This window comes from Peribacillus sp. NPDC097198 (genome assembly GCF_044762055.1).
Lineage (GTDB): Bacteria > Bacillota > Bacilli > Bacillales > DSM-1321 > Peribacillus.
On sequence record NZ_JBIWDO010000006.1, the window covers coordinates 205,590 to 229,264 of the forward strand.

27 protein-coding genes are annotated in these 23,675 nt (G+C 40.9%); 13 read left to right on the top strand and 14 right to left on the bottom strand.

Features of this window, described 5'->3' with window-relative positions; translation table 11 throughout:
* Positions 1-234 precede the first annotated feature (234 nt).
* A complete protein-coding gene (locus ACIQXQ_RS12890; protein ID WP_402957886.1) occupies positions 235-729 on the top strand; it encodes a GNAT family N-acetyltransferase in 495 nt (164 codons plus the stop codon).
* A 124-nt stretch (positions 730-853) separates the two neighbouring features.
* On the top strand, positions 854-1,144 hold the full coding sequence (locus tag ACIQXQ_RS12895; protein ID WP_402873870.1) for a HesB/IscA family protein: 291 nt from the start codon (positions 854-856) through the stop codon (positions 1,142-1,144).
* Positions 1,145-1,186: 42 nt separating this feature from the next.
* On the opposite strand, the gene ACIQXQ_RS12900 is transcribed toward ACIQXQ_RS12895, so the two are convergent.
* On the bottom strand, positions 1,187-3,268 hold the full coding sequence (locus ACIQXQ_RS12900; protein ID WP_402957888.1) for a methyl-accepting chemotaxis protein: 2,082 nt from the start codon (positions 3,266-3,268) through the stop codon (positions 1,187-1,189).
* Positions 3,269-3,606: 338 nt separating this feature from the next.
* On the opposite strand from ACIQXQ_RS12900, the gene ACIQXQ_RS12905 reads away from it, so the two are divergent.
* The 3 genes from ACIQXQ_RS12905 to ACIQXQ_RS12915 all read left to right on the top strand — a co-directional run bounded on the left by ACIQXQ_RS12905 (position 3,607) and on the right by ACIQXQ_RS12915 (position 5,811).
* Positions 3,607-4,722 (top strand): serine hydrolase, encoded by a 1,116-nt coding sequence (locus ACIQXQ_RS12905; protein WP_402957890.1) that lies wholly within the window; start codon positions 3,607-3,609, stop codon positions 4,720-4,722.
* Positions 4,723-4,828: 106 nt separating this feature from the next.
* Positions 4,829-5,266 carry a GNAT family N-acetyltransferase gene (locus ACIQXQ_RS12910; RefSeq protein ID WP_402957892.1) on the top strand — a complete coding sequence of 146 codons (438 nt, stop codon included), beginning with the start codon at positions 4,829-4,831 and terminating at the stop codon, positions 5,264-5,266.
* A 110-nt stretch (positions 5,267-5,376) separates the two neighbouring features.
* On the top strand, positions 5,377-5,811 hold the full coding sequence (locus ACIQXQ_RS12915; protein WP_402957894.1) for a DUF2383 domain-containing protein: 435 nt from the start codon (positions 5,377-5,379) through the stop codon (positions 5,809-5,811).
* A gap of 129 nt (positions 5,812-5,940) precedes the next feature.
* Here ACIQXQ_RS12915 and ACIQXQ_RS12920 read toward each other — a convergent pair whose 3' ends face one another.
* Together ACIQXQ_RS12920 and ACIQXQ_RS12925 are read right to left on the bottom strand one after the other, a co-directional pair.
* Positions 5,941-6,141, bottom strand: coding sequence for a DUF6440 family protein (locus ACIQXQ_RS12920; RefSeq protein ID WP_402957896.1), 201 nt, complete (start codon positions 6,139-6,141; stop codon positions 5,941-5,943).
* An 88-nt stretch (positions 6,142-6,229) separates the two neighbouring features.
* Positions 6,230-6,304, bottom strand: a complete 75-nt coding sequence (locus ACIQXQ_RS12925; protein WP_402958067.1) for a hypothetical protein — start codon at positions 6,302-6,304, stop codon at positions 6,230-6,232.
* Positions 6,305-6,415: 111 nt separating this feature from the next.
* Between ACIQXQ_RS12925 and ACIQXQ_RS12930 the strand changes: the two genes are divergently transcribed.
* Positions 6,416-6,952: a GNAT family N-acetyltransferase gene (locus ACIQXQ_RS12930; protein WP_402873854.1), complete on the top strand. Its 537-nt coding sequence runs from the start codon at positions 6,416-6,418 to the stop codon at positions 6,950-6,952.
* A gap of 149 nt (positions 6,953-7,101) precedes the next feature.
* Here the strand turns inward: ACIQXQ_RS12930 and ACIQXQ_RS12935 are convergent, their stop codons facing one another.
* Positions 7,102-7,386, bottom strand: a complete 285-nt coding sequence (locus tag ACIQXQ_RS12935) for a transition state genes transcriptional regulator AbrB (RefSeq protein ID WP_402873851.1) — start codon at positions 7,384-7,386, stop codon at positions 7,102-7,104.
* A 477-nt stretch (positions 7,387-7,863) separates the two neighbouring features.
* Here ACIQXQ_RS12935 and ACIQXQ_RS12940 point away from each other — a divergent pair, with 477 nt between their 5' ends.
* A complete protein-coding gene (locus tag ACIQXQ_RS12940) occupies positions 7,864-8,835 on the top strand; it encodes a DMT family transporter (protein WP_402958069.1) in 972 nt (323 codons plus the stop codon).
* A 58-nt stretch (positions 8,836-8,893) separates the two neighbouring features.
* Here ACIQXQ_RS12940 and ACIQXQ_RS12945 read toward each other — a convergent pair whose 3' ends face one another.
* Positions 8,894-9,874: a tyrosinase family protein gene (locus ACIQXQ_RS12945; RefSeq protein ID WP_402957898.1), complete on the bottom strand. Its 981-nt coding sequence runs from the start codon at positions 9,872-9,874 to the stop codon at positions 8,894-8,896.
* Between the two features lie 178 nt (positions 9,875-10,052).
* On the opposite strand from ACIQXQ_RS12945, the gene ACIQXQ_RS12950 reads away from it, so the two are divergent.
* The 3 genes from ACIQXQ_RS12950 (at position 10,053) to ACIQXQ_RS12960 (ending at position 11,047) form a co-directional block, all read left to right on the top strand.
* Entirely contained in the window at positions 10,053-10,451 is a 399-nt protein-coding gene (locus tag ACIQXQ_RS12950) for a MarR family winged helix-turn-helix transcriptional regulator (protein ID WP_402957900.1), read from the top strand.
* Positions 10,451-10,792, top strand: coding sequence for a DUF3147 family protein (locus tag ACIQXQ_RS12955; protein ID WP_402957901.1), 342 nt, complete (start codon positions 10,451-10,453; stop codon positions 10,790-10,792). Before ACIQXQ_RS12950 ends, ACIQXQ_RS12955 begins: the two co-directional genes overlap by 1 nt.
* Before the next feature lie 69 nt (positions 10,793-10,861).
* Positions 10,862-11,047, top strand: coding sequence for a DUF8096 family protein (locus ACIQXQ_RS12960; RefSeq protein ID WP_402873837.1), 186 nt, complete (start codon positions 10,862-10,864; stop codon positions 11,045-11,047).
* Positions 11,048-11,281: 234 nt separating this feature from the next.
* Here the strand turns inward: ACIQXQ_RS12960 and ACIQXQ_RS12965 are convergent, their stop codons facing one another.
* Positions 11,282-11,524 carry a hypothetical protein gene (locus ACIQXQ_RS12965; protein ID WP_402957903.1) on the bottom strand — a complete coding sequence of 81 codons (243 nt, stop codon included), beginning with the start codon at positions 11,522-11,524 and terminating at the stop codon, positions 11,282-11,284.
* Positions 11,525-11,762: 238 nt separating this feature from the next.
* On the opposite strand from ACIQXQ_RS12965, the gene ACIQXQ_RS12970 reads away from it, so the two are divergent.
* Positions 11,763-13,175 (top strand): Ig-like domain-containing protein, encoded by a 1,413-nt coding sequence (locus ACIQXQ_RS12970; protein ID WP_402957905.1) that lies wholly within the window; start codon positions 11,763-11,765, stop codon positions 13,173-13,175.
* A 269-nt stretch (positions 13,176-13,444) separates the two neighbouring features.
* Here the strand turns inward: ACIQXQ_RS12970 and ACIQXQ_RS12975 are convergent, their stop codons facing one another.
* From ACIQXQ_RS12975 to psiE, 3 genes are all read right to left on the bottom strand, one after another.
* On the bottom strand, positions 13,445-16,642 hold the full coding sequence (locus tag ACIQXQ_RS12975; RefSeq protein WP_402957907.1) for a DEAD/DEAH box helicase: 3,198 nt from the start codon (positions 16,640-16,642) through the stop codon (positions 13,445-13,447).
* Positions 16,643-17,023: 381 nt separating this feature from the next.
* Entirely contained in the window at positions 17,024-17,872 is an 849-nt protein-coding gene (locus ACIQXQ_RS12980) for a VOC family protein (protein WP_402957909.1), read from the bottom strand.
* A 296-nt stretch (positions 17,873-18,168) separates the two neighbouring features.
* Positions 18,169-18,594: a phosphate-starvation-inducible protein PsiE gene (gene psiE, locus ACIQXQ_RS12985; RefSeq protein ID WP_402957911.1), complete on the bottom strand. Its 426-nt coding sequence runs from the start codon at positions 18,592-18,594 to the stop codon at positions 18,169-18,171.
* A 150-nt stretch (positions 18,595-18,744) separates the two neighbouring features.
* Here psiE and ACIQXQ_RS12990 point away from each other — a divergent pair, with 150 nt between their 5' ends.
* A complete protein-coding gene (locus ACIQXQ_RS12990; protein WP_402957913.1) occupies positions 18,745-19,257 on the top strand; it encodes a methylated-DNA--[protein]-cysteine S-methyltransferase in 513 nt (170 codons plus the stop codon).
* A gap of 157 nt (positions 19,258-19,414) precedes the next feature.
* On the opposite strand, the gene ACIQXQ_RS12995 is transcribed toward ACIQXQ_RS12990, so the two are convergent.
* From ACIQXQ_RS12995 to ACIQXQ_RS13015, 5 genes are all read right to left on the bottom strand, one after another.
* Entirely contained in the window at positions 19,415-20,116 is a 702-nt protein-coding gene (locus ACIQXQ_RS12995) for an NUDIX hydrolase (protein WP_402957915.1), read from the bottom strand.
* Positions 20,028-20,321 carry a transporter suffix domain-containing protein gene (locus ACIQXQ_RS13000; RefSeq protein ID WP_402957917.1) on the bottom strand — a complete coding sequence of 98 codons (294 nt, stop codon included), beginning with the start codon at positions 20,319-20,321 and terminating at the stop codon, positions 20,028-20,030. The genes ACIQXQ_RS12995 and ACIQXQ_RS13000 overlap by 89 nt, the downstream gene beginning before the upstream one ends.
* A 27-nt stretch (positions 20,322-20,348) precedes the next feature.
* Positions 20,349-20,516, bottom strand: coding sequence for a sporulation protein Cse60 (locus ACIQXQ_RS13005; RefSeq protein WP_402957920.1), 168 nt, complete (start codon positions 20,514-20,516; stop codon positions 20,349-20,351).
* Between the two features lie 233 nt (positions 20,517-20,749).
* On the bottom strand, positions 20,750-21,982 hold the full coding sequence (locus ACIQXQ_RS13010) for a cytochrome P450 (protein ID WP_402958071.1): 1,233 nt from the start codon (positions 21,980-21,982) through the stop codon (positions 20,750-20,752).
* Between the two features lie 209 nt (positions 21,983-22,191).
* Entirely contained in the window at positions 22,192-22,866 is a 675-nt protein-coding gene (locus ACIQXQ_RS13015) for a DUF975 family protein (RefSeq protein ID WP_402957923.1), read from the bottom strand.
* Between the two features lie 316 nt (positions 22,867-23,182).
* On the opposite strand from ACIQXQ_RS13015, the gene ACIQXQ_RS13020 reads away from it, so the two are divergent.
* The gene (locus tag ACIQXQ_RS13020; protein WP_402873808.1) at positions 23,183-23,614 is read left to right on the top strand and encodes an NUDIX hydrolase; all 432 of its coding nucleotides are present in this window, start codon (positions 23,183-23,185) and stop codon (positions 23,612-23,614) included.
* Positions 23,615-23,675: the final 61 nt, after the last annotated feature.

The following is a 23,675-nucleotide window of genomic DNA, read 5'->3' on the forward strand; positions in this document are numbered from 1 at the left end:
TTGGGCCTTGTGCCATTGGACCCTACTTGTCCGATTCTTATATATATATTCGTCATTAGGTATAAGGAGCGGGACAAGTAACCACGTCCACTAAATTGTGCCTTTGTCACTTTAGTGAACATGTCTCCAATGGAAAAGGGCCTAACGAAAAACTTCCAAGAATTTCCTTGTTTAAAAAGAGAAATCTGCTATAATTTTCAGAAAAAAAACTGGAAACCAGAAAGGTTGATTGACATGGAATTCACCATCCGTAGCATGCAAGTCGGCGACATCCCACAAGTCCAGCATGTCGCGAAGACAAGTTGGCATAGTACGTACGAAGGGATTATCCCCCTTACAATCCAAGAACGTTTTTTAGATGTGGCCTATAGTGACGAGATGATGAAAAAGAGGGTTAAACACTCTTTTGTTTACGTGGTCGAAGTGGCTGAAAGAATTGTCGGATTTGCCGACTTTTCTCATGTAAAGGAAGGTGGAGAAGTCGAACTCGTGGCGATTTACTTTCATCCGGAGTTTCAAGGAAAAGGTATGGGTACAGCTTTATTGCAAACAGGAATCGACCACTCCAAAGGTTGGAAAGAGCTTTTTATAAACGTTGAGGAAAAAAATGAATCGGGGACAGCCTTTTACCAGGCAAAAGGATTCGAAGTTGTTTCTCAGTTTGATGATGACTTCGATGGACATGTCCTCAAAACAGTAAGAATGGCCTTGAAAAAGGAAGGATTCTAAAAAAGGGCTGTGAAATATTGTTATCCAAGAGAAAATGTTATTACTCTTGCCACGAACATGATAGAGTGAATATATGACTGCGCTTAACTTATGAGGCAGTGTCTAAACATTGGGAGTGAACAACTTGATAACCATCACTAAAAAGGCCCAGGAAGTCATTAAAGAGATGCAACGGAATATGGAAGAGGAAACATATTTACGGTTTGGGGTAACCAGTTCTTGCTGCAACCAGATGAACTATTATTTGAACCTTGTGCGTCATAAGACCGAATTAGAGGAAGTACTAGTTATAGATGGGATAAAGCTTTTAATGAACCCTTCGGATGCCCGTTTCACGGATCAAACCGAAATTGATTTTCAAGACAATGGCTTTTTAATCAATAATCCAAATCCATTAGTATCACCGCTACAGTAAATAAACAAAAAGGGAAACCAGATGGATGGTTTCCCTTTTTGTTTATTCCTTTATATGAAACCCTTTCAATGTATGCTCTAGGTCATCAATCAATTGCGTGACATGTTCTGTATATTTTGCAAGCTCATTGGACGAAGCGGCTTGTTCCTCCATGGATGATGCAATTTCTTCTGAAGAAGCAGATGTTTGCTGAGAGACCGCAGTTATTTCCTCCATCATTTTCACAACCGTTTCTTTTTGTTGATTAATCGATGATATGGACTGGGTTTCTTCAACAAATGAATAGGATATTTTACGAACTGAGTCCTCAAGTTCCTTCATGGCCTTGCTTACCGTCATGACTGCACTTTTTTGGTTCGCACTAATTTGATTCGTTTCATTGGTCGTCTTCAGTAGCATTTCCGTGTCTGAAAAAATGCTGTGTATGATGTCCTGGATGTTATTTGTTGCTTCTTTCGATTCCTCGGCTAAGCTGCGAACCTCATTCGCCACGACCGCAAACCCTTTTCCGGATTCGCCCGCCCTTGCAGCTTCTATGGAGGCATTCAAGGATAATAAGTTGGTTTGCTCTGAAATCTGGGAAATCGTATTCGTCACATTCGAAATGGTTTTTGATTTCTCCACAAGACTCAAACTCATGCTTGTCACGGCTGAAAAAGCTGTCTCCAATTTTTGATAAGACGTTTCCAACTCGTTGACTTGTTCCTTCCCTGACTCGATTTTTTCCGAAGCCGTCTCCAAAACGTTTTGTGTCCTATCCGATAACTTGGATAGTCCATCGATTTCATCACTGAGCAATTGAATCGTATGGGCTCCTTCTTCTACCGATTCGGATTGACTGGCTGCCCCTGCTGCAATTTCTTCCACGGAACGTGAAACCTCAGTAATGGATGTACTATTTTCCATCGCAATCTGGCTCAATCCTGCAGTTGCCTCCGTTACAGCATTCGTATTTCCTTTCACATCGTTAATCAATTCTCTTAATTTACTTAACATGATATTATAACTTTTGGATAAGTCGCCCATCTCGTCATTCGAGGCATGGTGAAATTCGGTTACTAAATCCCCGCTCGCTGTCTTCTTCATGACATGTCGAAGATCCGATATCAGCTTTTTCAACTTTCCTGATAAATAAATGGCACATACGATACCCATCAATACACCAAAAACCAAAGAGACGAATACAGTCCGATTAATATCAAGCAACTTACCTTGCAAAACTTCATCCGATGTCAAAGCCACCACTTTCCAGTTCACGTCAGGAACCGAATTCACTTCACCCGTATACTGTTGGTCTTTCCACTCTAACGTCTGGGCTGTTTGCTTCGACCCATCGTACATGTCCGAAACCCACTTGAACTTGGAATTGAATTGATCCGCATCCGTTACTAGGTCCCCCACTCCTTCGACCTTCCCACTTTGATTTGGATTCATATTCTTGCCGTCCATTTCCTTCATGAACGAACTTACGATAATGCCTTGCGAATCAAGGATCACAAGGTTACCATCAGAATGCCTCTCAATTTCCGTACGCATCTTTCCGATGGTAGATAAATCAATATCATAGCCTAACGCCCCTACCATTTTCCCATTTTCCAAAACAGGCGTGACCACTGAAGTCATGATACTGCCATTCACGATATCTTGGTACACGTCCATCCATTTTGTTTTCGGGTTTTCCGATAGCTGCGTATACGTTACGGTTTCTCGAGCATCTCCCTTAAATTCCATTTTAGGAGATGCGTATAATGATCCGTCCGTACCGTCCATATAATAAGCCGATAGCAAGTGTTCATTGTTCAGTTGAAAAGATTCAATGGTTCTCTGAATATCTTTCAGTGAATCCTCATCCTTTAGATGGATCGATACCAATTGTGATAATTGATTTATTGAATCTTCATAGACTTTCAAATCCGCGCTAATCTGTGATACAGCATTTTGGGCTGCGCTTTGATTTGTGGCAACACTATCTTCCTTGAACACATTGGAAACCTGGAAGGCCATTATTGAAACAGAAACACCCATCGCCAGAAAAATGGATAGACAAATAAAAAACATCCACTTTACCCGGATCGAGATTCTTCTGTGCTTTTTTTCCCTTTTAACAGTTGGTGAATTCCCCATTATGATTTCCCCTTTTTGATTACGTGTTGGCTTGATTGTCCCTTAAAGTAAATCGCCATTTAGGATAAGCAACATGCTTGATTATAGCAGGAACCTAATTTTTCCACATAACAATACTATATACCCATAATAATATTGTCAATGACTAATACAACTCTTTATTTATAGTTATATAGTCCATATCTTAAAGGAAAACGGAATTAAAATGAAAATCGTGTAATCTATCACCTTTTAATTCAAAAAGGATATATATGGTAAATTTATTCGGAAAACGTGAAACCTTCCCTTTTAACAATCGTATATACAGAAAAAGGAAATTGAGGTAGGGGCGTGATTCTTTGAAGAGGAATATTCTATTTAATAGGGGAAAATTACTACTTCCCAGCCTGGTTGCAGGAATTGGATTCTGGAAGTTTATGAAGGCCAGATATGAGGCAAACCCTGACTATATCGTTCATTTCATTAAAAAGTATGCTGAGAGCAAAGATATTTCTTTATTCATCCATCATAATGATGAGAAGATTGCCGAGGTTAACTCAACCGTGCAGCTTCCATTAGCAAGCACCGTTAAAATCATCATGGCCATTGAATACGCTCAACAGGCTGCGGAAGGATTAATGGATCCTGATCAAAAAGTGCAAATAGCGGACATCGAGAAATTTTACATACCCAAAACAGATGGCGGTGCACATGAAGCCTGGCTTTCACAGGTAGGAACGAGCGGGAACGTTCCTTTATGCGAGGTCGTGAATGGAATGATTGCCTACAGTTCTAATGCGAATACAGATTATTTAATGAACCTGCTAGGGATGGATAGTATCAATTCCGTCCCAAAAAGCTTAGGAATCCCGAACCACGAACCCCTGTATCCGATTAGCGCTTCCCTTTTCATACCCAGCACTCTCATGAAAGAAAAGAATTTCACAAGAAAAGAGACGCTGCATGCGATTGAAAAGATGGAAATGGCAGAGTATCGAAGTTGGGCACTTGCCATAAATGAGCGATGGAAAAGCAAACCACCTACAGAACAAGAGAAGAAAGAAGCAACGAAACTGCTGTCTCTTGATTTTCAAAAAATTTGGTCTGATCGTTTGTCACGATCCACTACAAAAGACTATGTATCGATCATGAAGATATTAAACAATAAGATGGATCTTGATCAACATGTTCATGAACACCTTGATCCCATCATGGAGCAATTGATGAAGAATCCCAGTAATCGCAAATGGCTTTTACATGCTGGTCAAAAGGGAGGATCTACCGCTTTCGTTCTAACGGTGGCCATGTACGCAACAGATAGAGACGGAAATAGGACAGAGCTCGCCCTTTTTTCAAATAATCTATCCTCCATGAACCAAGAAAAACTTACCCGAAGTCTAAATGATTTCCAACTTCAAATCCTAACCAATCCAAAATTCCGAGACTTCATAAAAGAAAACTTCGCGATCTCATAGAGCACTTTTTGGGAAACTGAATTCATTTGACTAGTAATAAAATGAACAATAGGTGTTCCTGAATGGTATTATTGGATTATTCGGAATATAATTGGAGGTTTCATGCATGGTCATCAAAAAAGCCACAATGGCAGAGCTTGATTCACTTAGCGAGTTATTTGATTCATACAGGGTTTTCTATGAGCAACCCTCTAATCTTGAAGGGGCTCAGCATTTTTTAAGAGAAAGACTAGAGCACGAGGAATCGGTCGTCTTCATTGCAAGGGATGGTAACGATTCATTGGGTTTTGTTCAATTATATCCTTCCTTTTCATCGATAAGCATGAAACGGTCATGGATCTTGAACGATTTATTTGTAAAGGAAAGTGCCCGCAAGAGAGGAATTGGTGAGAATTTATTACAAGCCGCCGTCGATTTTGCAAAAGAATCGGGAGCAAATGGGGTATCCCTTGAGACCGGTAAGGAGAATGTTACTGCGCAAAGGCTTTATGAGAGATTTGGATTTGTAAAAGAATCGAACTTTTTTTATCATTATTCCATCTAACATTTCGAGTGATCTACTAAAAGGGGCCAATTTCAGGCCCCTTTTAGTATGCAGATAATTTTCATTTGTACAGCGCATACTAAGATCATTATCTATAGGGAGTGATACGATTGGATCAAGAACAAACGATTAAGATACTGAATAAATTCTTACAGGGAACATACATGGGCATTCACGCCTATGAACGCTTTATAGAAAAACTGCAACATTCCTCTTTAAAAGACTCGTTCATTTCGATTCAGAAAGACCAAAAGAATCATGCGACCCTCATTTCAGAGAGAATTCAGCATCTAGGTGGTACACCTGTAACGAGTGAGGGGATCATTGGAAAGATCGAGGCAGGCATTGTAAATGTAGTGGAAAATTACAATTCAGAGGAAGAGATTATTAAACATGCCATTAAAGGGGAAAACCTATATGGAATAAGAATGAGTGAGGACCTAGTAAGGGATAAATTAGATGAAGAAAGTCTAAATCTAGTCCATAGAATTCTTGATAAAGACCGGGAACATGTGGATTACCTAAAGTCTCTTCTACATTCTTAGAAAGTGAGTCTCCAATGCCCGTACATTTTATTTTCTTAGTGTCCGTTATAAATGGATCTAGCCACCTGTTAAATATTTCTTTGTGACATGTGTGAAAAAAGCCACCTCCATATGGAAGTGGCCGACCCATTACTCAACTGAAGTCCCAGACTCAGCTATAAAGTCTTTATCAACTAAAGGTTTTCCAGCTTTATCAACCATAACCGTTAACCCAGAAGTAGGACCGCCATAATGGAACATATATAGGACTCCTGTTTCATTATCACGAATTATTTTAGTAACAGCCATTTTTCCTTCTGTATAAATGTCCTCAAAACGTTTCTTTGCCACTATAACACGCTCCTTTTTTCGGATTGTTGAAGCAGCTATCTCCATCTTACTTCCAGGAAGTACTTTTCTTCCTTCATCCCTAATTATATTAGTTCCGCAAGTTCCTGATTCCAAAAAAGGAGTAGTCGTTCATGGTGGATAAGTGGCCCAACTGGCGTAGCATGGTCGAAATATTGCCTCTGTGATACGTGCCGTGGTTATCTTTGTCTTTGCTATGGTATACCGAGCGATAGTGTATAATGAAATATATTCCATTAACTGAAGGGGGTCAATCGTGTTATCCAGTAAAAATATATATGTAAGACAACTTATACTATCAGATGCTGAAAATTTACTACAATTGCTAGTGGAAAATAGGCCGTTCTTTGAACCATTTTCGACAGACCAACCAGCTAACTACTATTCTTTAGAAAAACAAAAGGAAATCATAACTTCGGGACATAAGTCAAAAGGAAATAGTAGTTACGAGTTTGGAATCTTCCTGAATACTAATCATAGGTTAATAGGAACGATCAGCCTGTTTCATATTATTCGCGGGCCCCTTCAAAGTGCCACCATGGGTTATTACTTAGACCAAAAAAACAATGGGAATGGTTACACTACAGAAGCTGCCAAAATGGTGGTGGATTATGCTTTTGAAACGATTGGTTTACATAGGATTGAGGCTGGGGTTATGCCACATAACATAGGTTCCATACGCGTTTTGGAAAAGGTCGGTTTTCACAAAGAAGGAATCGCAAAACAAAGTGTAAAAATACAGGGGCGCTGGGAAGATCACCAGATATTAGCCATAATCAATCCAAATGATTAATCCGAAAGTCGGGCAAACTATCAATGTGAATTCTTCTTATGGGTAACATCATTTTTTATGTTCGTGTAAGAATGATAGGAGATTAATAGAAGAATAAAAAAGCGCAACGGGTAATTTCTTCCCGTTGCACTTTTTTTACTTGAAAACTATTATTTTGCTGTTTCAAGGCTAGCTTGAATTTCTTTAATTAGAAGTTCAGCGCCTTCTTGGCTAAGGATTAACTTACCACCAGCAAGTTTCATATTGTCATCAGATGTTTCACCCGTTACTTGACAAGTCATGTTCGGTTTATATTTTTGAAGAATGATACGCTCTTGTTCTACATAGATTTCCAAAGCGTCCTTCTCTTTAATTCCTAATGTACGGCGTAATTCGATTGGAATTACCACCCGGCCTAATTCGTCAACTTTACGTACAATACCTGTAGATTTCATTTGTCATTACCTCACTATTTATTATGCATTATTATATTCGTCAAAATTCGACATTCTTTTCTCTTATTAAAGATACCACCCCTTCCCAATTTCGTCAATTACCGTATCTTAATATATTATCTACCTTCTATTAGAAGATTCGAAAAATACGGAATAAACACTGATATAATGGCATTTTTATAGGTTTCAAGAGAGTATTTTTTATCTTTTCTTATATATTAATATATTTTTATTCAAATTTTCTTCAAAAATACCAACAATTACACATTGTCGTATTTTGTCGAAAATAGGTAGATTCATGATTTTAGTGAAAACGTTGTTGATTTTATTTGGTAACTGGTAGACAATTTAACAAAGAATCAGGTTTCAATATTCTGATAATTATTCCGAACTGGGTATACATCTTTATGGTACCCATTGAATCATGCGTCCGATATGATGGGGTTGGTGGCAAAAAAACAGATAGAGGTGAGTCGATTGCGACCGATTTTAATAGGGGTTTGTTCCGCTCTCTTCTTTGCGTTTACCTTCGTTCTCAATCAGTCGATGGAATTGGCTGGTGGCAGTTGGATTTGGAGCGCTTCCTTAAGATATATCTTTATGGTTCCTTTTCTGCTATGTATCGTTCTGAGCAGGAAAAACCTTCGCCCTCTTCTCCTTGTGATGAAAGAACAACCCGGAACTTGGCTACTTTGGAGTTTCGTTGGGTTCGGGTTATTTTATGCACCATTATGCTATGCTTCGGCATACTCACCTGGCTGGTTAATCGCCGGGACCTGGCAAGTCACGATCATATCCGGTGCTTTACTCGCCCCGCTATTTTTTGAAATGTTTGAAACAAAGGATGGGCTTCTAAGGCAAAAAGGCAAAATCTCCTTGAAAGGGCTTAGCATGTCCTTGATCATCCTGTTTGGAATTATATTGATGCAGGTGGAGCACACCAAGCATATTACATTCAGCAATCTCTTGTTGGGTGTCGTTCCTGTCCTTCTTGCCTCCTTTGCTTACCCACTTGGAAATCGTAAAATGATGGATGTTTCTCGAGGACGTTTGGATGCCTACCAACGGGTGTTGGGCATGACATTGGCAAGCCTCCCGTTTTGGTTTTTACTTTCGTTGTATGGTTTTTTCACCGTTGGGGCGCCAACGATGATGCAGAGTTTCCAATCACTTTTGGTTGCCCTCTTTTCAGGTGTGATTGCAACGGTCCTGTTTTTCAAGGCCACCGATATGGTGCGGGGGAACATGCAGAAACTAGCTTCCGTTGAAGCGACACAATCAATGGAGGTCCTATTCGCCTTAGCTGGTGAACTGGTATTTTTATCGCTCCCGATTCCTTCCGCCCTTTCCTGGTTAGGAATCTTCATCGTGATTCTTGGAATGATCCTGCATAGCTACGTTTCACACACGAGAGAAAAGAGAGCGGATCCTTCTTCCGAGAGCGCTTGATCACTATAAAAACGCAGTGATTGTATTCACCGCGTTTTTTTTGTTACCGCTTTTCGTATCAATGCTCTCCTTTGACAGCCTTTCTCTCCATATCATAAATATACCCAAGCTTCCGATGGTTGATCATATCTTTAGGCGTCGTGTCCCATGGAAACATGGGATCATGTAAATTGTGGCCGAATGGTCCCCCTTTTCTTGGCAAATATCTTTCCTGCCGGTTAAGGATTTTCCACATTACCCATATCCGGTCTACATTTGCATGATGCAAAAAGAAAACAGGATCATTCGGTGAGGTAGGGACAGAGCCCATATGGCCCCCAACCCAACCATGGACACGATTATGAAGTTGAGGTCCATCTATGAACCCTTCAAGTTGATTGCGAAAACTCGGGGTGCTCGTCGTATTCCAAGGAGGCGAGTCATATGGAGTGACCTTCAGCACTTCCTTCACATCTGCTTTCGTCGGTAAGGTCGCTACCGGTTCACTTGCAGCAAAGTTTCGCCTTAATCCCCCTGCAGGATTCCCCTGTTCGTCGATGACTTCCCACTGTCCCGCTGCAAAAGGTCCCTCTGTGACAAGAAAGTCATTTCTCCTGTTTCCGTTCCCCCCCATAAAATCATCGTCCCAAACTGGGGATGAAGACGGATCTTCCAGTTCCGAATCAGCCGCCCAATCCCAATATGGAATGGTCACACTTGGGTCAATCTTTTGGAGATCACGTTCAAAGCGCCAAAGGAAATCGCGATGCCATGGCAAGAATGCTGGCCCCATATGTGCGGCACTTCTATGGTCTCTATGATTTCCATGTAAATTCTCCGCGACACTCCTTGCGCTTGGATTAGCATGATTGTGTGCAGGGCTTTCAGTGGTTGGATCTCCTCCCGGCGGAGTTTGAAACGCCCCTCCTGCCAAATGCCAGGCGACATATCGATCATAGATCCCTTTTTCCTTTAAGGCTAAAACGGCAGTGATGTATTTCTTTTTTTCCTTATCCGTAAGGTGTAGAACATTTTTCCTCACTTTATACTCAAGTGTCATGGGTATACCCCTTTTCTAGATGGTCATCTATACTAGTTCCTTTGATATTCTAAGTAATGGATGTTAGAAAGGTTCAGGGCGAATGCGGATAGTTGGTAAAAATGGGCATTTTTCCGTTGACCTTATATCGTATAATACGATATATTCGTTTCAGGCGATTTAAAAAGGAGGGGTAATCATGATACAGGAAATCAATGACTACTTCACGGATATCTATTTTCATTTACATCCGCAACAACAAGAAGCCATTTCCCATCAAAGCGTACGAGTCTTGCAAATAATTCAAAAAAGGAAAGATGTTATGATCCGAGATATTGCCGAACAATTATCGATTTCCCACAATACAGCTTCTGAGCATGTCAAAAAATTGGTGCAAAACGGATGGGTGCTTAAGGAGCGATCGGAAGATGATCAGCGTAAGGTGTATTTACATTTAACGGATGTCGGTGCAACCATTTTAAAAAAGAACACGGAATTGGATGAGAAAAAACTACAACAGGCGCTTAGCAAGTTATCCGTTTCTGAAAGGGAACAAATAAGAGAAGCATTCCGGTTATTAAGTGAGGTATCTACTTAATGTATTTGTTCATTAAAATAGCCAGTTCCGCGGTCATCATTGGACTTGTAACGGAAATGGCCCGACGATTCCCTTTATATGGCGGGATTGTGGCTGCTCTGCCATTAATCAGTATCCTCAGTATAATTTGGCTAACGGTTCAGGGAGAGCCCACTCAGAATATCCATACATTCACACTGGGCGTTCTGGCAGGTTTTCCCGCTACAGTGGCCATGCTAGTTGTGATTTATACGGCATTAAAGCAATCCATTCATGTAGGGCTGGCTATCCCCCTTGGGCTCGTGGCTTGGGGGATATTTTTAACAGGGCAAAAATATATAATGGCTAGGTTTATTTCCTGATTGATTTCCTACTGCCCTCATTTTTTGGTATGATAAATGTGTTAAATAACATAATGAAGGTGATTTACTTTGTCTGAAGAAACTCCAAAAGAAAAAAAGGTATATGACACCACAATCATTTATGATTATGCAGAGTTTCCTGACATAGTCAGTGGTCGTTGTGATAATTGCGGCAATGCTCAGTTCAAAAGTTCCGTTAAGGATTATGTATATATTCGTACATGCAGAGAATGCGGCATGAAGAAATCGATTTGACCCTATTTAACGATAGGGTTTTTGTTTGTTCACTTTTTCTTTTTCCTCTTGAACGTATCGCTTATATATTTCCCTTCTTATCATCATAATCGGAAAATGCGACGGCATATGGATAGGAACAAGAAGAATTATCCAAGTACTTCTCAGCCGTGCGTCTAATGAACGACTCGACTACCTTGTGCCATGCTTATCAAATAACTCCACACTCACCGTCCCTTGACAATAGAAGTCCACTCATAGAAAAGAATTCTCCTTCACCGAATTATGGTAGATGACAGATCGCTTCTTCATCTTTACATCGTATTGCGTAAACTCCACTCTTTTCACACCGTGTGATAAGAAAAGCTGCCATGAAAATTTCTTGTTATAGAAATCTGAATGGGATGGCGGATAAAATTGTCCGGACTGGCCGCTAGCAACAGCAGGGGCAGGCAAAAGGGATAAAGCTGTTAAAAGGAACAGGAGCTTTTTTATCATGGGATCCTCCAAAATGGTTTTCTCTTTTTCTCCCTTCTTGTAGAGAAAAAAAGAACTCGTCCAATCGAAAATCCCCATTAGCCGCAAGAGATTCTTCACCCATCGTTAACATTTAAAAGTTCTTCTATAGAAAAATAAAAAAATTAAATAAAATAAGCCATATATACTAACCGTTCCTTTTTATGTTAAAATTTATGTGACTTTAGGTTGATAAATAGAGAAAGAGGAGATATTTATTATGGTTAAAAACTCGTTTTTATTCACGGCATTTTTATTTATTGCTACAATTTTCTTACATGTACCTATTGCAGAGGCTGCAACGGAATATGAGTCGAATGACTCACTTTCTACAGCTACGCCAATTAGTTTTAAGGGTAGTAAAGCAGATGTTGACGGCATACTGAGCGACAGGTATGACGATGATTATTTTAGTTTCACTTTAACTGAACCAGGAAAAGTTGTATTGAAAATTAATCATAATCTGAATACAAGGTACGAAGTAAGGCTTATAAATGCGCAACAAGAAACGTTAGAGGATTATACTACTACGTATAATGTAAATAAGGGAGTAAAAGAGCTCTTTTCACAAGGTTTAGATGCGGGGACTTACTATGTAAAAGTTGAACATTATGACGGTAACGGTGAAAGCGTTCCATATAAACTGCAGGTCGATTATACGCAAAGTAGTGTTTACGAAAAGGAATTTAATAATGATCTTTCAACCGCTAACCTAATTAATCTAAATAAGCAGTATAACGGATGGGCAGATTACGATAGTGATTACTATGTGATTGAGGTACCATCAAGTGGTGAAGTGAAAGTCGAAATGAATAGAACCTTGAAAACGAGCTACGAAATTTCTTTGTACAATAGTGCAGGAAGTGAAATGGAAAGTTGGTATACATACTACGGTAAGGATTCTATGATTCCTGTTATACATACAGGATTGCCTCAAGGTACCTATTACATAAAAATCAGAACAACTGATGGGGATAGAGATAATATTCCTTACCGCTTTAAAGTGAACTTTAAGGCGAACTCTTTATTTGAAACGGAAGACAATGATTCAATGTCTCTAGCAGATACTCTGAAAGTTAGCAAAGCTATGAATGGTGTAATCAGTTCAAGAAGTGATTCAGATTATTATAGCTTGAACTTGACCAAAAATATGAATATCGCTGTACAATTAACAGCCTCAAAGGATACAAGTTATGATGTACAAATATTTAATCAAGATAATTCCGTTTACGAAAGTTTATATACCAATTACGGAAATGGAAAGCTTAAAACGATAAAAAACCTCAATCTAAAAAAAGGGATTTATTATATTAAACTTCGAAGATACGATGGTGAATCCAATAAAATTCCTTATACTTTAAAAGTTATACAAAGAGATACTACGCCACCCGCCACTCCAACAGTCAATAAAGTAACAACGAAATCTACAAAAGTGACAGGTAAAGCGGAAAAAGGTGCTACTGTTTATGTATATAGAGGCCAGACAAAACTTGGTCAAGCAACCGCATCAAGTTCTGGCACATATTCTGTGAAAATCCCAAAACAAAAGAAAGATACCACCCTAAAAATTTATGCCAAGGATGTAGCCGGAAATAAAGGGAAGATAAAAACTATAAAAGTGAAGAAACCCTAATATTAAGGGTTAGGCACAATGTTTCGGCAGGCAACTAGTTGGTCGTACTAATACATTTGAAGCAAAACTTTAACTTTAGTTTTAGTTTAAAATAACTGTACCCAAAAGTAGTTGTGTCTAACAATTGGATGCATTTCAAGTTCGATTTATCTAATTTTCCAAGGTTTTAGTTTTAAAAATAGAAACACTTCAAATAAAAAACGGTCGTAGAAGTTCTTTACTTCTGACGGCCGTTTTTTTATGAGGGCAAAAGCTACTACCTCTTTTATCTATATCTTCAATATTTCCCTGATGTCTTCCTCAGTTAGGGCAGATGACGATGAATTTTCAGGGTCGATGATTTCCTCGATCAGATGCCTTTTTTTCTCCTGCAGTTCATTCATTTTTTCTTCAATCGTGCCGCGGGCCACAAGCTTGATGACCTGGACTACATTCTTCTGGCCCATGCGGTGTGCTCGGTCCGCCGCTTGTTCCTCGACGGCTGGGTTCCACCACAGATCATATAAAATCACGGTATCGGCACCCGTCAGATTGAGTCCCGTGCCGCCTGCTTTCAAGGAAATGAGGAAGACGTCACGGTCACCCGCGTTGAACCGATTGCAAATTTCAACCCGTTCTTTTGATGGGGTCTGTCCATCCAAGTAGAAAAAGGATTGCCCTTGTATGGCTAAATCCTTGCCGATGATTTGAAGCATTTTCGTGAATTGAGAGAAAATCAGGACCCTTCTACCGGAAAGTCTCGATTCCTCCATAATCTTCATCAGCTGTTCGAATTTTGACGAACTCCCTTTATAGCCATCCACAAATAGAGCAGGGTGACAGCAAATTTGCCGCAATCGGGTCAAACCGGCCAGTATCCTAATCCGGTTTTTTCGAAGCGTGTTTTTGTCCAAATGTTTCAACGTATCCTCACGCAGTTTCGCCAAGTAGGCCGCATACAGCCTCTTTTGGTCTGGAAGCAATTCCACCGATTCCAACGTCTCGATTTTTTCCGGAAGCTCCTCCAGCACATCTTCTTTCAAGCGGCGAAGCAAAAACGGCCGGATTCTGCGAGCAATCTGTTTTCGGGAGAGATGACTATATTCCTTCAAGCCCATGAAGAGCTCTGGAAAGACGACGTGAAAAATCGACCATAGTTCCTCCAACGAGTTTTCCACTGGTGTACCGGTGAGAGCGAAACGGTGATCCGCCTTGATTTTCTTCACGGAACGTGCCGTTTGTGTCACAGGGTTCTTGAAAGCCTGGGCTTCATCGAAAAACACCGTGTGGAACTCCTGCTTTTCATACCAGAGAATATCCTTGCGCAATAACGGATAAGACGTGATGACCGCATCCACCTCGCCCAGTTCCTTCTGGATCTTGGATCGCTCCTTTTGATTGCCATCCATGACAACGGCTTGTATCTCCGGAGCGAATTTCATGAATTCACTCAGCCAGTTATACGTCAAAGAAGAAGGGCAAACGATGAGGACTGGAAGCTTCCTTTGTCGAATGGCGGATAATTCGGAAAGGATGAATGCGATGCTTTGCAACGTTTTACCCAGTCCCATATCATCTGCCAGAATCCCTCCAAACCCGTATCCTGCAAGACTCTTCATCCACTTATAGCCGTTTCTTTGATAATCCCGCAGGATCGGTTGCAAACGCTCCGGCAGCTCGAACTCCAGATTGCTTGGGTTGCGGATATTCTCCAAGAACTGACGGAACGACTCCTCCATCGTGAATGTGCCATCAGCTGCGGAGTCAAGAAGCTGAAGTCCCCTCACGATTGGTACATTCAAGCCGCTTTCCAGATCTTCATGTTGAACCGGAAGGGCATTCAAGAACCGGTTAATTTCTTCGAATTCCCTTGTTTCCAATGAAAGTAACGAACCATTCCGAAGACGGTAATACTTCCGTTTTTCTTCGAGTGCTTCTAGGATCTCCCGTATTTGCTTGTCAGGGATCCCGTCCATTTCAAACTTGAATTCGAGCCAGTTGGTCCGTTCTTTTTTGATTTTTATCCGCACTTGCGGAGGTGGATTCCCCCTGGCAATCCGGCTTCTTACGGCAGTCGTCGCATAAAGTTGGACGAGCTTTTGCAGTTTTGGCACACTATGGTACAAAAACTCGTATTCCAGTTCTTCATTATGTAAGAAGTAGCCGCCCTCATTCTTGGCAAACTGACTTTCTTCCATCAACGTTAGAATCACCTTTTCCTTCTCCACATCCCTCATGAGCATGGAGACCGCTTTGTTTTCCCGGCTTTCCAAGGGATTCATCACAATATTGCCATAGTGGAACTCGAGCCCGGCAAGCAATTTGTTATTTACACGATCCAAGTATAATTTGGCAATCAAGGGAGTTTTCACAAACTGCTCGGTAATCGAATCCGAAATATGGACAATCCCTATTTTTTTCAAGCCCGGAACCACTTTTTCAAGGAATACATCCAATTGATCCCAGGCAATCGGAATTCGATTCGCCCCGGAAGTCTCCAGCATCGATTTCAATTCGATAAGGCGTTGGCAGTCTTCTTTTTTCAAAGAAAACAGCTTGCCATCAGCCAAAACGAAATCATAGGCATTCATCACGATTACCGAATCCAACCCCTTGATATTCAGTTGGTAGCCCTTGCTTTCAGTTTTGGTAAAATCAAACTGGAGCGGCAGCAAGTCTTCCGATATTTGGAGTCCGTCCTCGATTGTCCCGTCATGCCGAAGTTTCACCATGGGAGCTTGGATGAGGAGCGGAAATAGCCTTTTCCAAGAAGAGGGCGGAAGAAGCAATAAGGAATGAATTTGTGTGTAGCCCGTTTGACCGGAAGCATCCAGATAGACCTTTTCATCAGAAATGACCGTGATCAGCTGCTGAATGACGGCATCATTTTCTTTTTGAAAACAGTGTAGGCTTGGGTCATATTGAAAGGATAGGGAGACGGTGGAACGCCTCCTTTCTTTTATCCTCATCAGGAAATCCCTGATATTTGGCACATCGATCGATCCAATCTTCATTTCAATCCCGAACATATACTGCCCTTTAGATACCAACACAGGTTTACATATAAATTCCGTATCAAGCACTTCCCTGTTTTCAAAGTGACGTTGATGTCCGCTTGAACGTACCGGCTGATGATTGAAAAGGCTCAGCAATCCATCCGTCAGCTCCTGGCTCGACTCGGACTGAATAGTCGGGACGGTCCCTTGGCGTTGATGATGGTATACCGCAAGTAAAACGGCCGCGACGTGCTGACAATCCTTGGAGAAAGAGGCGAGTGTAGGGCAGCTGCACTTCGTATGGAAGCCCCCGGTCTTATCCACATCAATGGTGACGTGAAAATCCTCCACTCCTGAAACCGTCGCTTCGCAGCCACTAGGGCCATATGAGTCGAATAATACTTTATTAGCACGATAAAAAGCGTCCCCTCTTTTGAAGGAGACCGTACCGCACATATCTTTTATGAGGTTCACGTTCAATTTGGTATTCAATGCCTTGCTCCTTCCTGAGGTCCTCTACACTTTTGTGCGTGGTGAATGTATCCATATTCTTCAATCGTACCATAGTTCTCTTTTTTTGAGCGAACGATCTTACCTGTCACTGCCAAAACCGAGTCGTATGAAGAATTATCCCATTGTCTATCCCGATGATGCAAATAAATTCAATTTCTCAAAAACTCCTTAATCGGACTTACTAGGTTTGTATTCTCAGGAAGAAATCCGCTCAAAGCAAATGGTTATCCAAAAAGGAGATAAATAAGTCCAAATGAAAAGAAAAATCACCTTATCTTGAGATTTCAAGGTAAGGTGATTTTTTTCTTTTCATTGGTAGAATTCCTTTTCTAAAGAATGGAGCGTATCCTTCTAGAGGGCCTAATTGATCACTAAATGGATTTCATTTCCCGATGGATCAGTAATGACATACCCTTCATCATTTTGTATGGCCTCTACTCCTATTTGTTTCAGCTGTCCGATCACTTTATTTCGCGCCTCTCCGTCTGCATAAACAAGAGTAAACCAGTTCAGCCCTACACTGTTTTTCTTAGGAGTAGGTACACCCACACCATTCCATACATTTAACCCGATATGATGGTGATAATCCCCGGTTGATGTAAAGAGTGCCCCTTCGTAACGGGTCACGACCTTGAATCCAAGTCCCGATGTATAAAATTTCTCCGTGTCTTTTAGATTGGCTACATGCAGATGAATATGCCCCATCAATGTTCCGGCGGGCAAACCACTCCATGCGGCATCACTTTCTGCCAGAATACTATTACCGTCTAACGGGTCTGTCACCATTTTAACTTCCCCATTCGCCCATTCCCATTCGGACGATGGACGGTCATAATACACTTCAATCCCATTTCCATCCGGATCCGTAATGTATAGTGCTTCGCTCACAGCATGGTCCGCCGCTCCGAAACGATATTGGGTGGTAAGCAAATGCCGTAAAAAGACCGATAAGTCCGCACGTGTCGGCAGCAAAAGGGCAAAATGATACAACCCTGATGTCCGTCCTTCCTTTGGAATAACATCTTCCGGCTGCTCCAGTGTTAATAGAGGCGTTTTTCCGTCCGTCGTTAACACGGCTTTACGATTCGTCTTTTCCAATACTCGAAAACCGATTATTTCTTCATAAAATGCAATGGCATCCGCCAAATTCAGGACATTGATACTCACTTCCCCAACAAACGTTACTGGTTTTCTATGAAATTTACTCATACCCTTACACCCCTTCTTTATCTTTCCATATATATTGACCCCATGTGAAAGGGCTGCGCTCGTATGCTAGATTGATTTTGTATCTGGTTACCGGACCTCAAGCCTAGTATCACCTCTTGCCCCGCAACCCATTCTAAAGGAGCAGCCACATGAACAGTCTTTTTATTCACTTACTTTATGTAAGTAATTATATTTTAGTAACTTATAATTGTCAAGCAGGTTTCTAGATTGATTGGGAATTATAGAAAAAAGCACCCTGGTATGACCCACAGTGCTTTCTTCTATAAGATTTGTCGTTAAAGTTTTCCCTTCCGTGCCGTCGCGGAGCTCATGATATAGTAGCCGATAATCAACACTAAAATCGATAACGTATAAAGAAGGGTATGTACCGGATTTTCATGGTAGACAATGATGAGCCGGATCATGGCCGTTATGCCAATATAGAGAAAATATCGTATAGGAAAATGATAATCCTCTTTGAAATATTTCACGATCATCGCGATGAATTCAAAATACAAAAAGAACATCAAAATGCGTTCCAAGAGTTCGAATTCTATCCGTATTTCCGGATCATAAAGCGCCATCTTTATGAAATAGAAGATTTCCTTAGCAAGTAACACGCATAAAGATAAAGCCAATAAGATCAAGGCCGTATTCAAGGCGAGTTGAAGAACTTCCGCTATTTTAATGTCCTTCCATTTGTTTTGTTTACTATGACCCAATGTGTCTTCCCCCTGAATATCAAAGTTTCTTCGTGTCTCTATACTACCATTTGTTTTTTAAGTGGATGTAAATTTTCATTGAACTGTTGGTTACAGTACACTTTCTTGTATACTAAAAAGAGAAGAAATCTCTAAAAAAGGAGGAGGAATATGAAAGAAACCATTAATTGGGCGGTTTTAGCATACGACAAATGGCATCTATACATAGCGAAAACGAAGAAAGGCCTCTGTTATGTCGGTTCACCTGGTCAGTCTTATGAGGATTTGGAAAAGTGGATACAAAAACGGTTTCCTCAGTCGATTCTTTTGGAGAGTGAAGAAGCGTTACATCCTTATCTTACTGAACTATATGAGTATTTCGAGGGAATACGACGGACTTTTTCATTACCTGTGGATGTGAGGGGAACCGCTTTTCAAGTAGCCATTTGGGAAGCATTGAACCAGATTCCATACGGGAAAACCACTTCTTACTCCGAAATTGCGAGGATGATTCAAAGACCCACCGCTGTTCGTGCGGTCGGAACGGCCATCGGGGCCAACCCCGTGCTGATCACCGTTCCATGTCATCGGGTCATCGGAAAAAATGGGGCAATCACCGGATACCGGGGCGGATTGGAAATGAAGGAATTCTTACTGCAATTAGAGACGCAAAACGGGGACTGACTACCCCGGAGGACTTATATAAGCTCTTTTTTTCTATCAAAGGAGCGAGTTTATCTTCTTAAAATGGAAAGATATCTTCCCAAAGGGGATTTGTTTCGTCGAAAAACCTCCATATATCGATTTTTCGACAAAAACCATCAAATCCCTGACTTTTTTCTTATTTTAATTCACGTTTAATCGACTGGATCAAGCCTTCGTAATAGGAAGTTTCGTGCGGAACGAATCGATCCCTGCCTACATATTGATCGACGGTAACGTGCTGACCCAGATCATTCATTTCGAATCCCTGAATATGTATCTCTTCTATAGGACCGAACCATAGCTTTTCGAAATCCTCCAGTTTAACCTTCACGATTCCCGACACTTCTTCCTTTTGCAAGGTGAAATCACTCAGCGGATTCGTGCTCTTATATATAAATAGATGGACCAGTTCTTTATCGATGAAATTCTCCATCGTCGCACAGTCTTCCATCACCCCTACTGAAACCAACTCATCAAAAGATAACGCGATGCCTAACTCTTCTTTAATTTCTCTTACACCATCTTCCACCGTTTCGTGAGCCAGTAAATGACCCGCAGCCGTGATGTCCAACAAATCCGGATAATCCTTTTTCATAGAACAGCGATGTTGGAGATAGAGATAATCCACTTCATCTTCCCGACTGACGAACCAGCAATGGAACACCTCATGCCAATGTCCGAGCCTATGCACTTCTTCCCTCGTTGCTTCACCGATATGGGTTCGGTCTTCATTGAATATTTTCAACATTTCAGTTTCGATGATTCTCACCTTCCCGTTTCTTTCTCCAATTCTTTGGATGGAGGTAACTTTTATATCTCGCTGCCACTTCTTTTCCAACCAAAATGGCTCCTACCCAAAACATGATTTCGGCGATGATGATGGCTCCACCAATGATCATCGCCTTTATGTTTGTCGAAAAAGGCGTAAATGGCGCCACAACCGGAATGAGCCAAGTGAGCAGAGATAGCATCAGAAGGACCATCCCTATTTTATAATACTTCTTTTTTCTTTCTTTTTTTACGATGACAACTTCTTTCTCCATAAAAGTGGGCCTCCTCTCTTCCATTTGTTAAGGTGATGGAAACTCTTCCTTGTATATGACCATCGCACTAAAAAAAAATACCGGACTACCAAACTTAATATCCACAACATTAATGGATGGGACCGCCGCTAAGAATTCATTCACTTTTTTATCCATCCCTTTTTCCGTCCAGCCATAAAACGTCTTGATTTTCATCCTATCCGCCTCCTATAGAAGTGATTTAATTACGTATACGATTGAAACGTCATTCCGTTCCATAAAACATGGAAAAAGCCAGAATACGAAAAAGGGGCTGTCTAATAAGTCCTTATTCCAGGGAATTTCACAAAAATAAAGAGGCAGAAATGTTGTTAAAGCAACGTTTCTGCCTTTTACCATTTATACAATTTCGGTATAATTACCCCTTTTGGGACAGCCCCCTGTTTATCTTAGGCTTTATACCCCTTCATCGGTAACGACATCAAGGCTTGTCCCGTCGCGGCATCGGTCAGCCTGTCTTCTAAATTGAAAGATTCGACTGGTTCGATGCGGGCGTATTTCTTCACGAATGTGGTGAGGGCAATTTTGGCTTCAAGTCGGGCGAGCGGTGCCCCTAAACAGAAATGTACGCCATTCCCAAACGTTAAATGTTTCTTATTATTAGGTCGGTGGATGTTTACCTTGAAAGGATCTTCAAACATGGCTTCATCCAAGTTCGCCGCACTCATCCAAACGATCACGACGTCACCTTTCTTAAGTTCCACACCCAAAAGATTGTTATCTTCTTTGACCGTGCGATCCAATTTGACTAAATTGAACCGGTACCGCAGCATTTCTTCGACCGCTTGTGGTACCAATTCCGGGTTTTGGTGCAGTTCTTCATAAACGGTAGGGTCATCATACAAAAGCGAATAAAACGAGTTGGTCAGCAAGTGGCTGGTCGTTTCCACTCCTGCTCCCAATATCAGCATCGTCGTCCGTACCACTTCATCATCTGTGAACGTTTCCCCATCCACTTCCGCCTTCAATAAATCGGAAATGATATCATCTGCTGGATTCAAACGCTTTTCCAAAACGATTGGATAGATATATTCATAGTATTCCTTTGCGGCTATTTGCTTCTTTTTATTAACTTCTTCCTCTTTTTCCTTTTCATAAGGAAGGAATAAGATATCGACCCATTTCTTGAAGAGCAATCGATCTTTCGAAGGCACCCCCAACAAGTCAGACATAATAATGATAGGAAGGGGGCTTGTCAATGATTGGACAATATCCATTTCAGAGTCACCTATGTCCTCGATCAGTTCATTCACGATTTCTTGAATGCGAGGCTCCCAGTTTTGTAGACTCCTGGGTGTGAAGGCAGCCGCTAAAAGCGAACGATGTTTTCGGTGTGAGGGTGGATCCACTCCAATCAAGTTAATCTTGTCAGGGATGGCCCCTTCTTTACTATCTGCACCAACTGAAATCGTTGTCCGTTTACGTACGCTCGAAAAGTGCTTGTAATCGCTGAGTACAAGTTTAACATGGTCATATGTAAAAGCATTCCACGTATCTGTTCCCTCGTGATAGATCACAGAATCATGTTCTAGCATTTTTTTGCACCAATCGTACGGGCTGAATTCCTCTGTACGTGTCTTAAACTGCGGGATTTCTTTTACGGCAATAACTTCAGTCATGATATCGACCCCTATCTTTTCAAAGTTTCTACCAGAATTGTCATGTTCCATTTATGTAATTTCTAATTTTACCTTTAATAGGCAACTACACCATTATAAGATAAATACCCAAGAGTCACCATGAACCTTCCCTACCCCCACTTTTTACCCACCATTCTATAATTTATAAGAAGACAAAAAAACCGGCAGCAATTATGCTACCGGCTAAAAATTCATTCCACTATTTCATTTTCATTTTCATCCTGAGAGGCTATCCATTCGTTATAAAAAGCAGCCATCGTTGTCCCAACGTAAGGAACCAACCAGAGGAATCCGATTCCTATCGTGAATAAACAAAGAATTCCCCACCCTATAAAGCTTAAGCACATGAGGAAGTACTTCCATTTAAGGCCGTTCATCCTTCTCCGGCTCTCCGTAATCGCTTCAAGCGTCGTTAAGTGCGGATGATCTTTTAATAAGAAAAACACTTGGGAATACGCCAAAGCTTTGATAATCCCGGGTATGAGTAGTAATAAAGACCACAAAAAGACGAATATTCCTTGCACAATGGATACAATGATCACTTTTGAAAACATTTTCCCATCCTTATAAATCGAAAATGTTTTCTCGAACGATGTACTTTCCATTCTTACCAGGTCAAGATAAAACCAGTAAATACCTATCGAGAACGGTATTATTAAAATCGATATAAGCATATCCATTGCAGACGCCCATATCGGCGTCACTTCCTGGTTTGACCATTCTGCCCACCCTCCACTTAACATGATTTCTAATGTGGTGGGTATGACAATGCTAACCAAGAACATGATTAACGAAAGTGCTAATGCCGTTCCCCAGTTCCCTTTCAATGAAAGCCTTGCTTCTCTTTTTAATTCTGATATTTTCATAGTTGAATGACACTCCTTCTTAATACTTAGTACTGTTACATGAATATGTAAGATGTCCCAATAAAATTCATAAAACATACTGAGGTTACTTTATTTGGGTTATTATTTTATTCTACCATAATTGTTCTGAGATGAGATTTAATCCCCAAGAGTATATATAGGTATATCGTTTCATTTATTCGAAGCCTTCTTTTTGAGTCCTACGCTTCAAAAGGAATTTTTTTACATGTGGTGGTATTATGGAGGAAGCACCAGGCAGGAAGTCCGAGGAACGGGCAACAGCTAGACTACTAAACAATAGAAATGGGGAAGTCGATTGGAACATGGCACGCAGAAAATCTTCTCACCACCAAAACACATCGTCTCAGCAGCAACGATTGTAATCAATGAGCAAGGAGAAATTCTATTAATCAAGGGGCCCATGCGAGGTTGGGAAATGCCTGGGGGACAAGTTGAAGAAGGCGAGTCCTTGAAAGAAGCCGCCATAAGAGAAACGAAAGAGGAAACAGGTATGGATATAGAGGTTTTGAAATTTTGTGGGATCTTTCAAAACGTTGAAGAGTCCATCTGTAATACACTGTTTTTAGCTAAACCAGTTGGAGGAACAGTAACAACGTCACCAGAGAGTTTGGAAGTGGGGTATTATCCCATTGAGCAAGCTTTGGAAATGGTGACTTTCAGGAATTTCAGTCAGAGAATTGAATGCTGTTTGGATGAAAGCACCCATCCATTCTATATAGAATTTTAGGATACCTCTCGCCTAATAACAAGGGGCTTCCAGAGAGGAAGCCCCAGATATAGAGCACTGT

Bases quoted from the DNA above. Each gene is read 5' to 3' on its own strand.
- ACIQXQ_RS13005 (WP_402957920.1), bottom strand. From the start codon at position 20,516: ATGAAAATCAAGACGTTTTATGGCTGGACGGAAAAAGGGATGGATAAA.
- ACIQXQ_RS12955 (WP_402957901.1), top strand. From the start codon at position 10,451: ATGTATTTGTTCATTAAAATAGCCAGTTCCGCGGTCATCATTGGACTT.
- ACIQXQ_RS12970 (WP_402957905.1), top strand. From the start codon at position 11,763: ATGGTTAAAAACTCGTTTTTATTCACGGCATTTTTATTTATTGCTACA.
- ACIQXQ_RS13000 (WP_402957917.1), bottom strand. From the start codon at position 20,321: ATGGAGAAAGAAGTTGTCATCGTAAAAAAAGAAAGAAAAAAGAAGTAT.
- ACIQXQ_RS13015 (WP_402957923.1), bottom strand. From the start codon at position 22,866: ATGAAAATATCAGAATTAAAAAGAGAAGCAAGGCTTTCATTGAAAGGG.
- ACIQXQ_RS12980 (WP_402957909.1), bottom strand. From the start codon at position 17,872: ATGAGTAAATTTCATAGAAAACCAGTAACGTTTGTTGGGGAAGTGAGT.
- ACIQXQ_RS12900 (WP_402957888.1), bottom strand. From the start codon at position 3,268: ATGGGGAATTCACCAACTGTTAAAAGGGAAAAAAAGCACAGAAGAATC.
- ACIQXQ_RS12950 (WP_402957900.1), top strand. From the start codon at position 10,053: ATGATACAGGAAATCAATGACTACTTCACGGATATCTATTTTCATTTA.
- ACIQXQ_RS12965 (WP_402957903.1), bottom strand. From the start codon at position 11,524: ATGATAAAAAAGCTCCTGTTCCTTTTAACAGCTTTATCCCTTTTGCCT.
- ACIQXQ_RS12990 (WP_402957913.1), top strand. From the start codon at position 18,745: ATGAAAGAAACCATTAATTGGGCGGTTTTAGCATACGACAAATGGCAT.
- ACIQXQ_RS12890 (WP_402957886.1), top strand. From the start codon at position 235: ATGGAATTCACCATCCGTAGCATGCAAGTCGGCGACATCCCACAAGTC.
- ACIQXQ_RS12945 (WP_402957898.1), bottom strand. From the start codon at position 9,874: ATGACACTTGAGTATAAAGTGAGGAAAAATGTTCTACACCTTACGGAT.
- ACIQXQ_RS12935 (WP_402873851.1), bottom strand. From the start codon at position 7,386: ATGAAATCTACAGGTATTGTACGTAAAGTTGACGAATTAGGCCGGGTG.
- ACIQXQ_RS12910 (WP_402957892.1), top strand. From the start codon at position 4,829: ATGGTCATCAAAAAAGCCACAATGGCAGAGCTTGATTCACTTAGCGAG.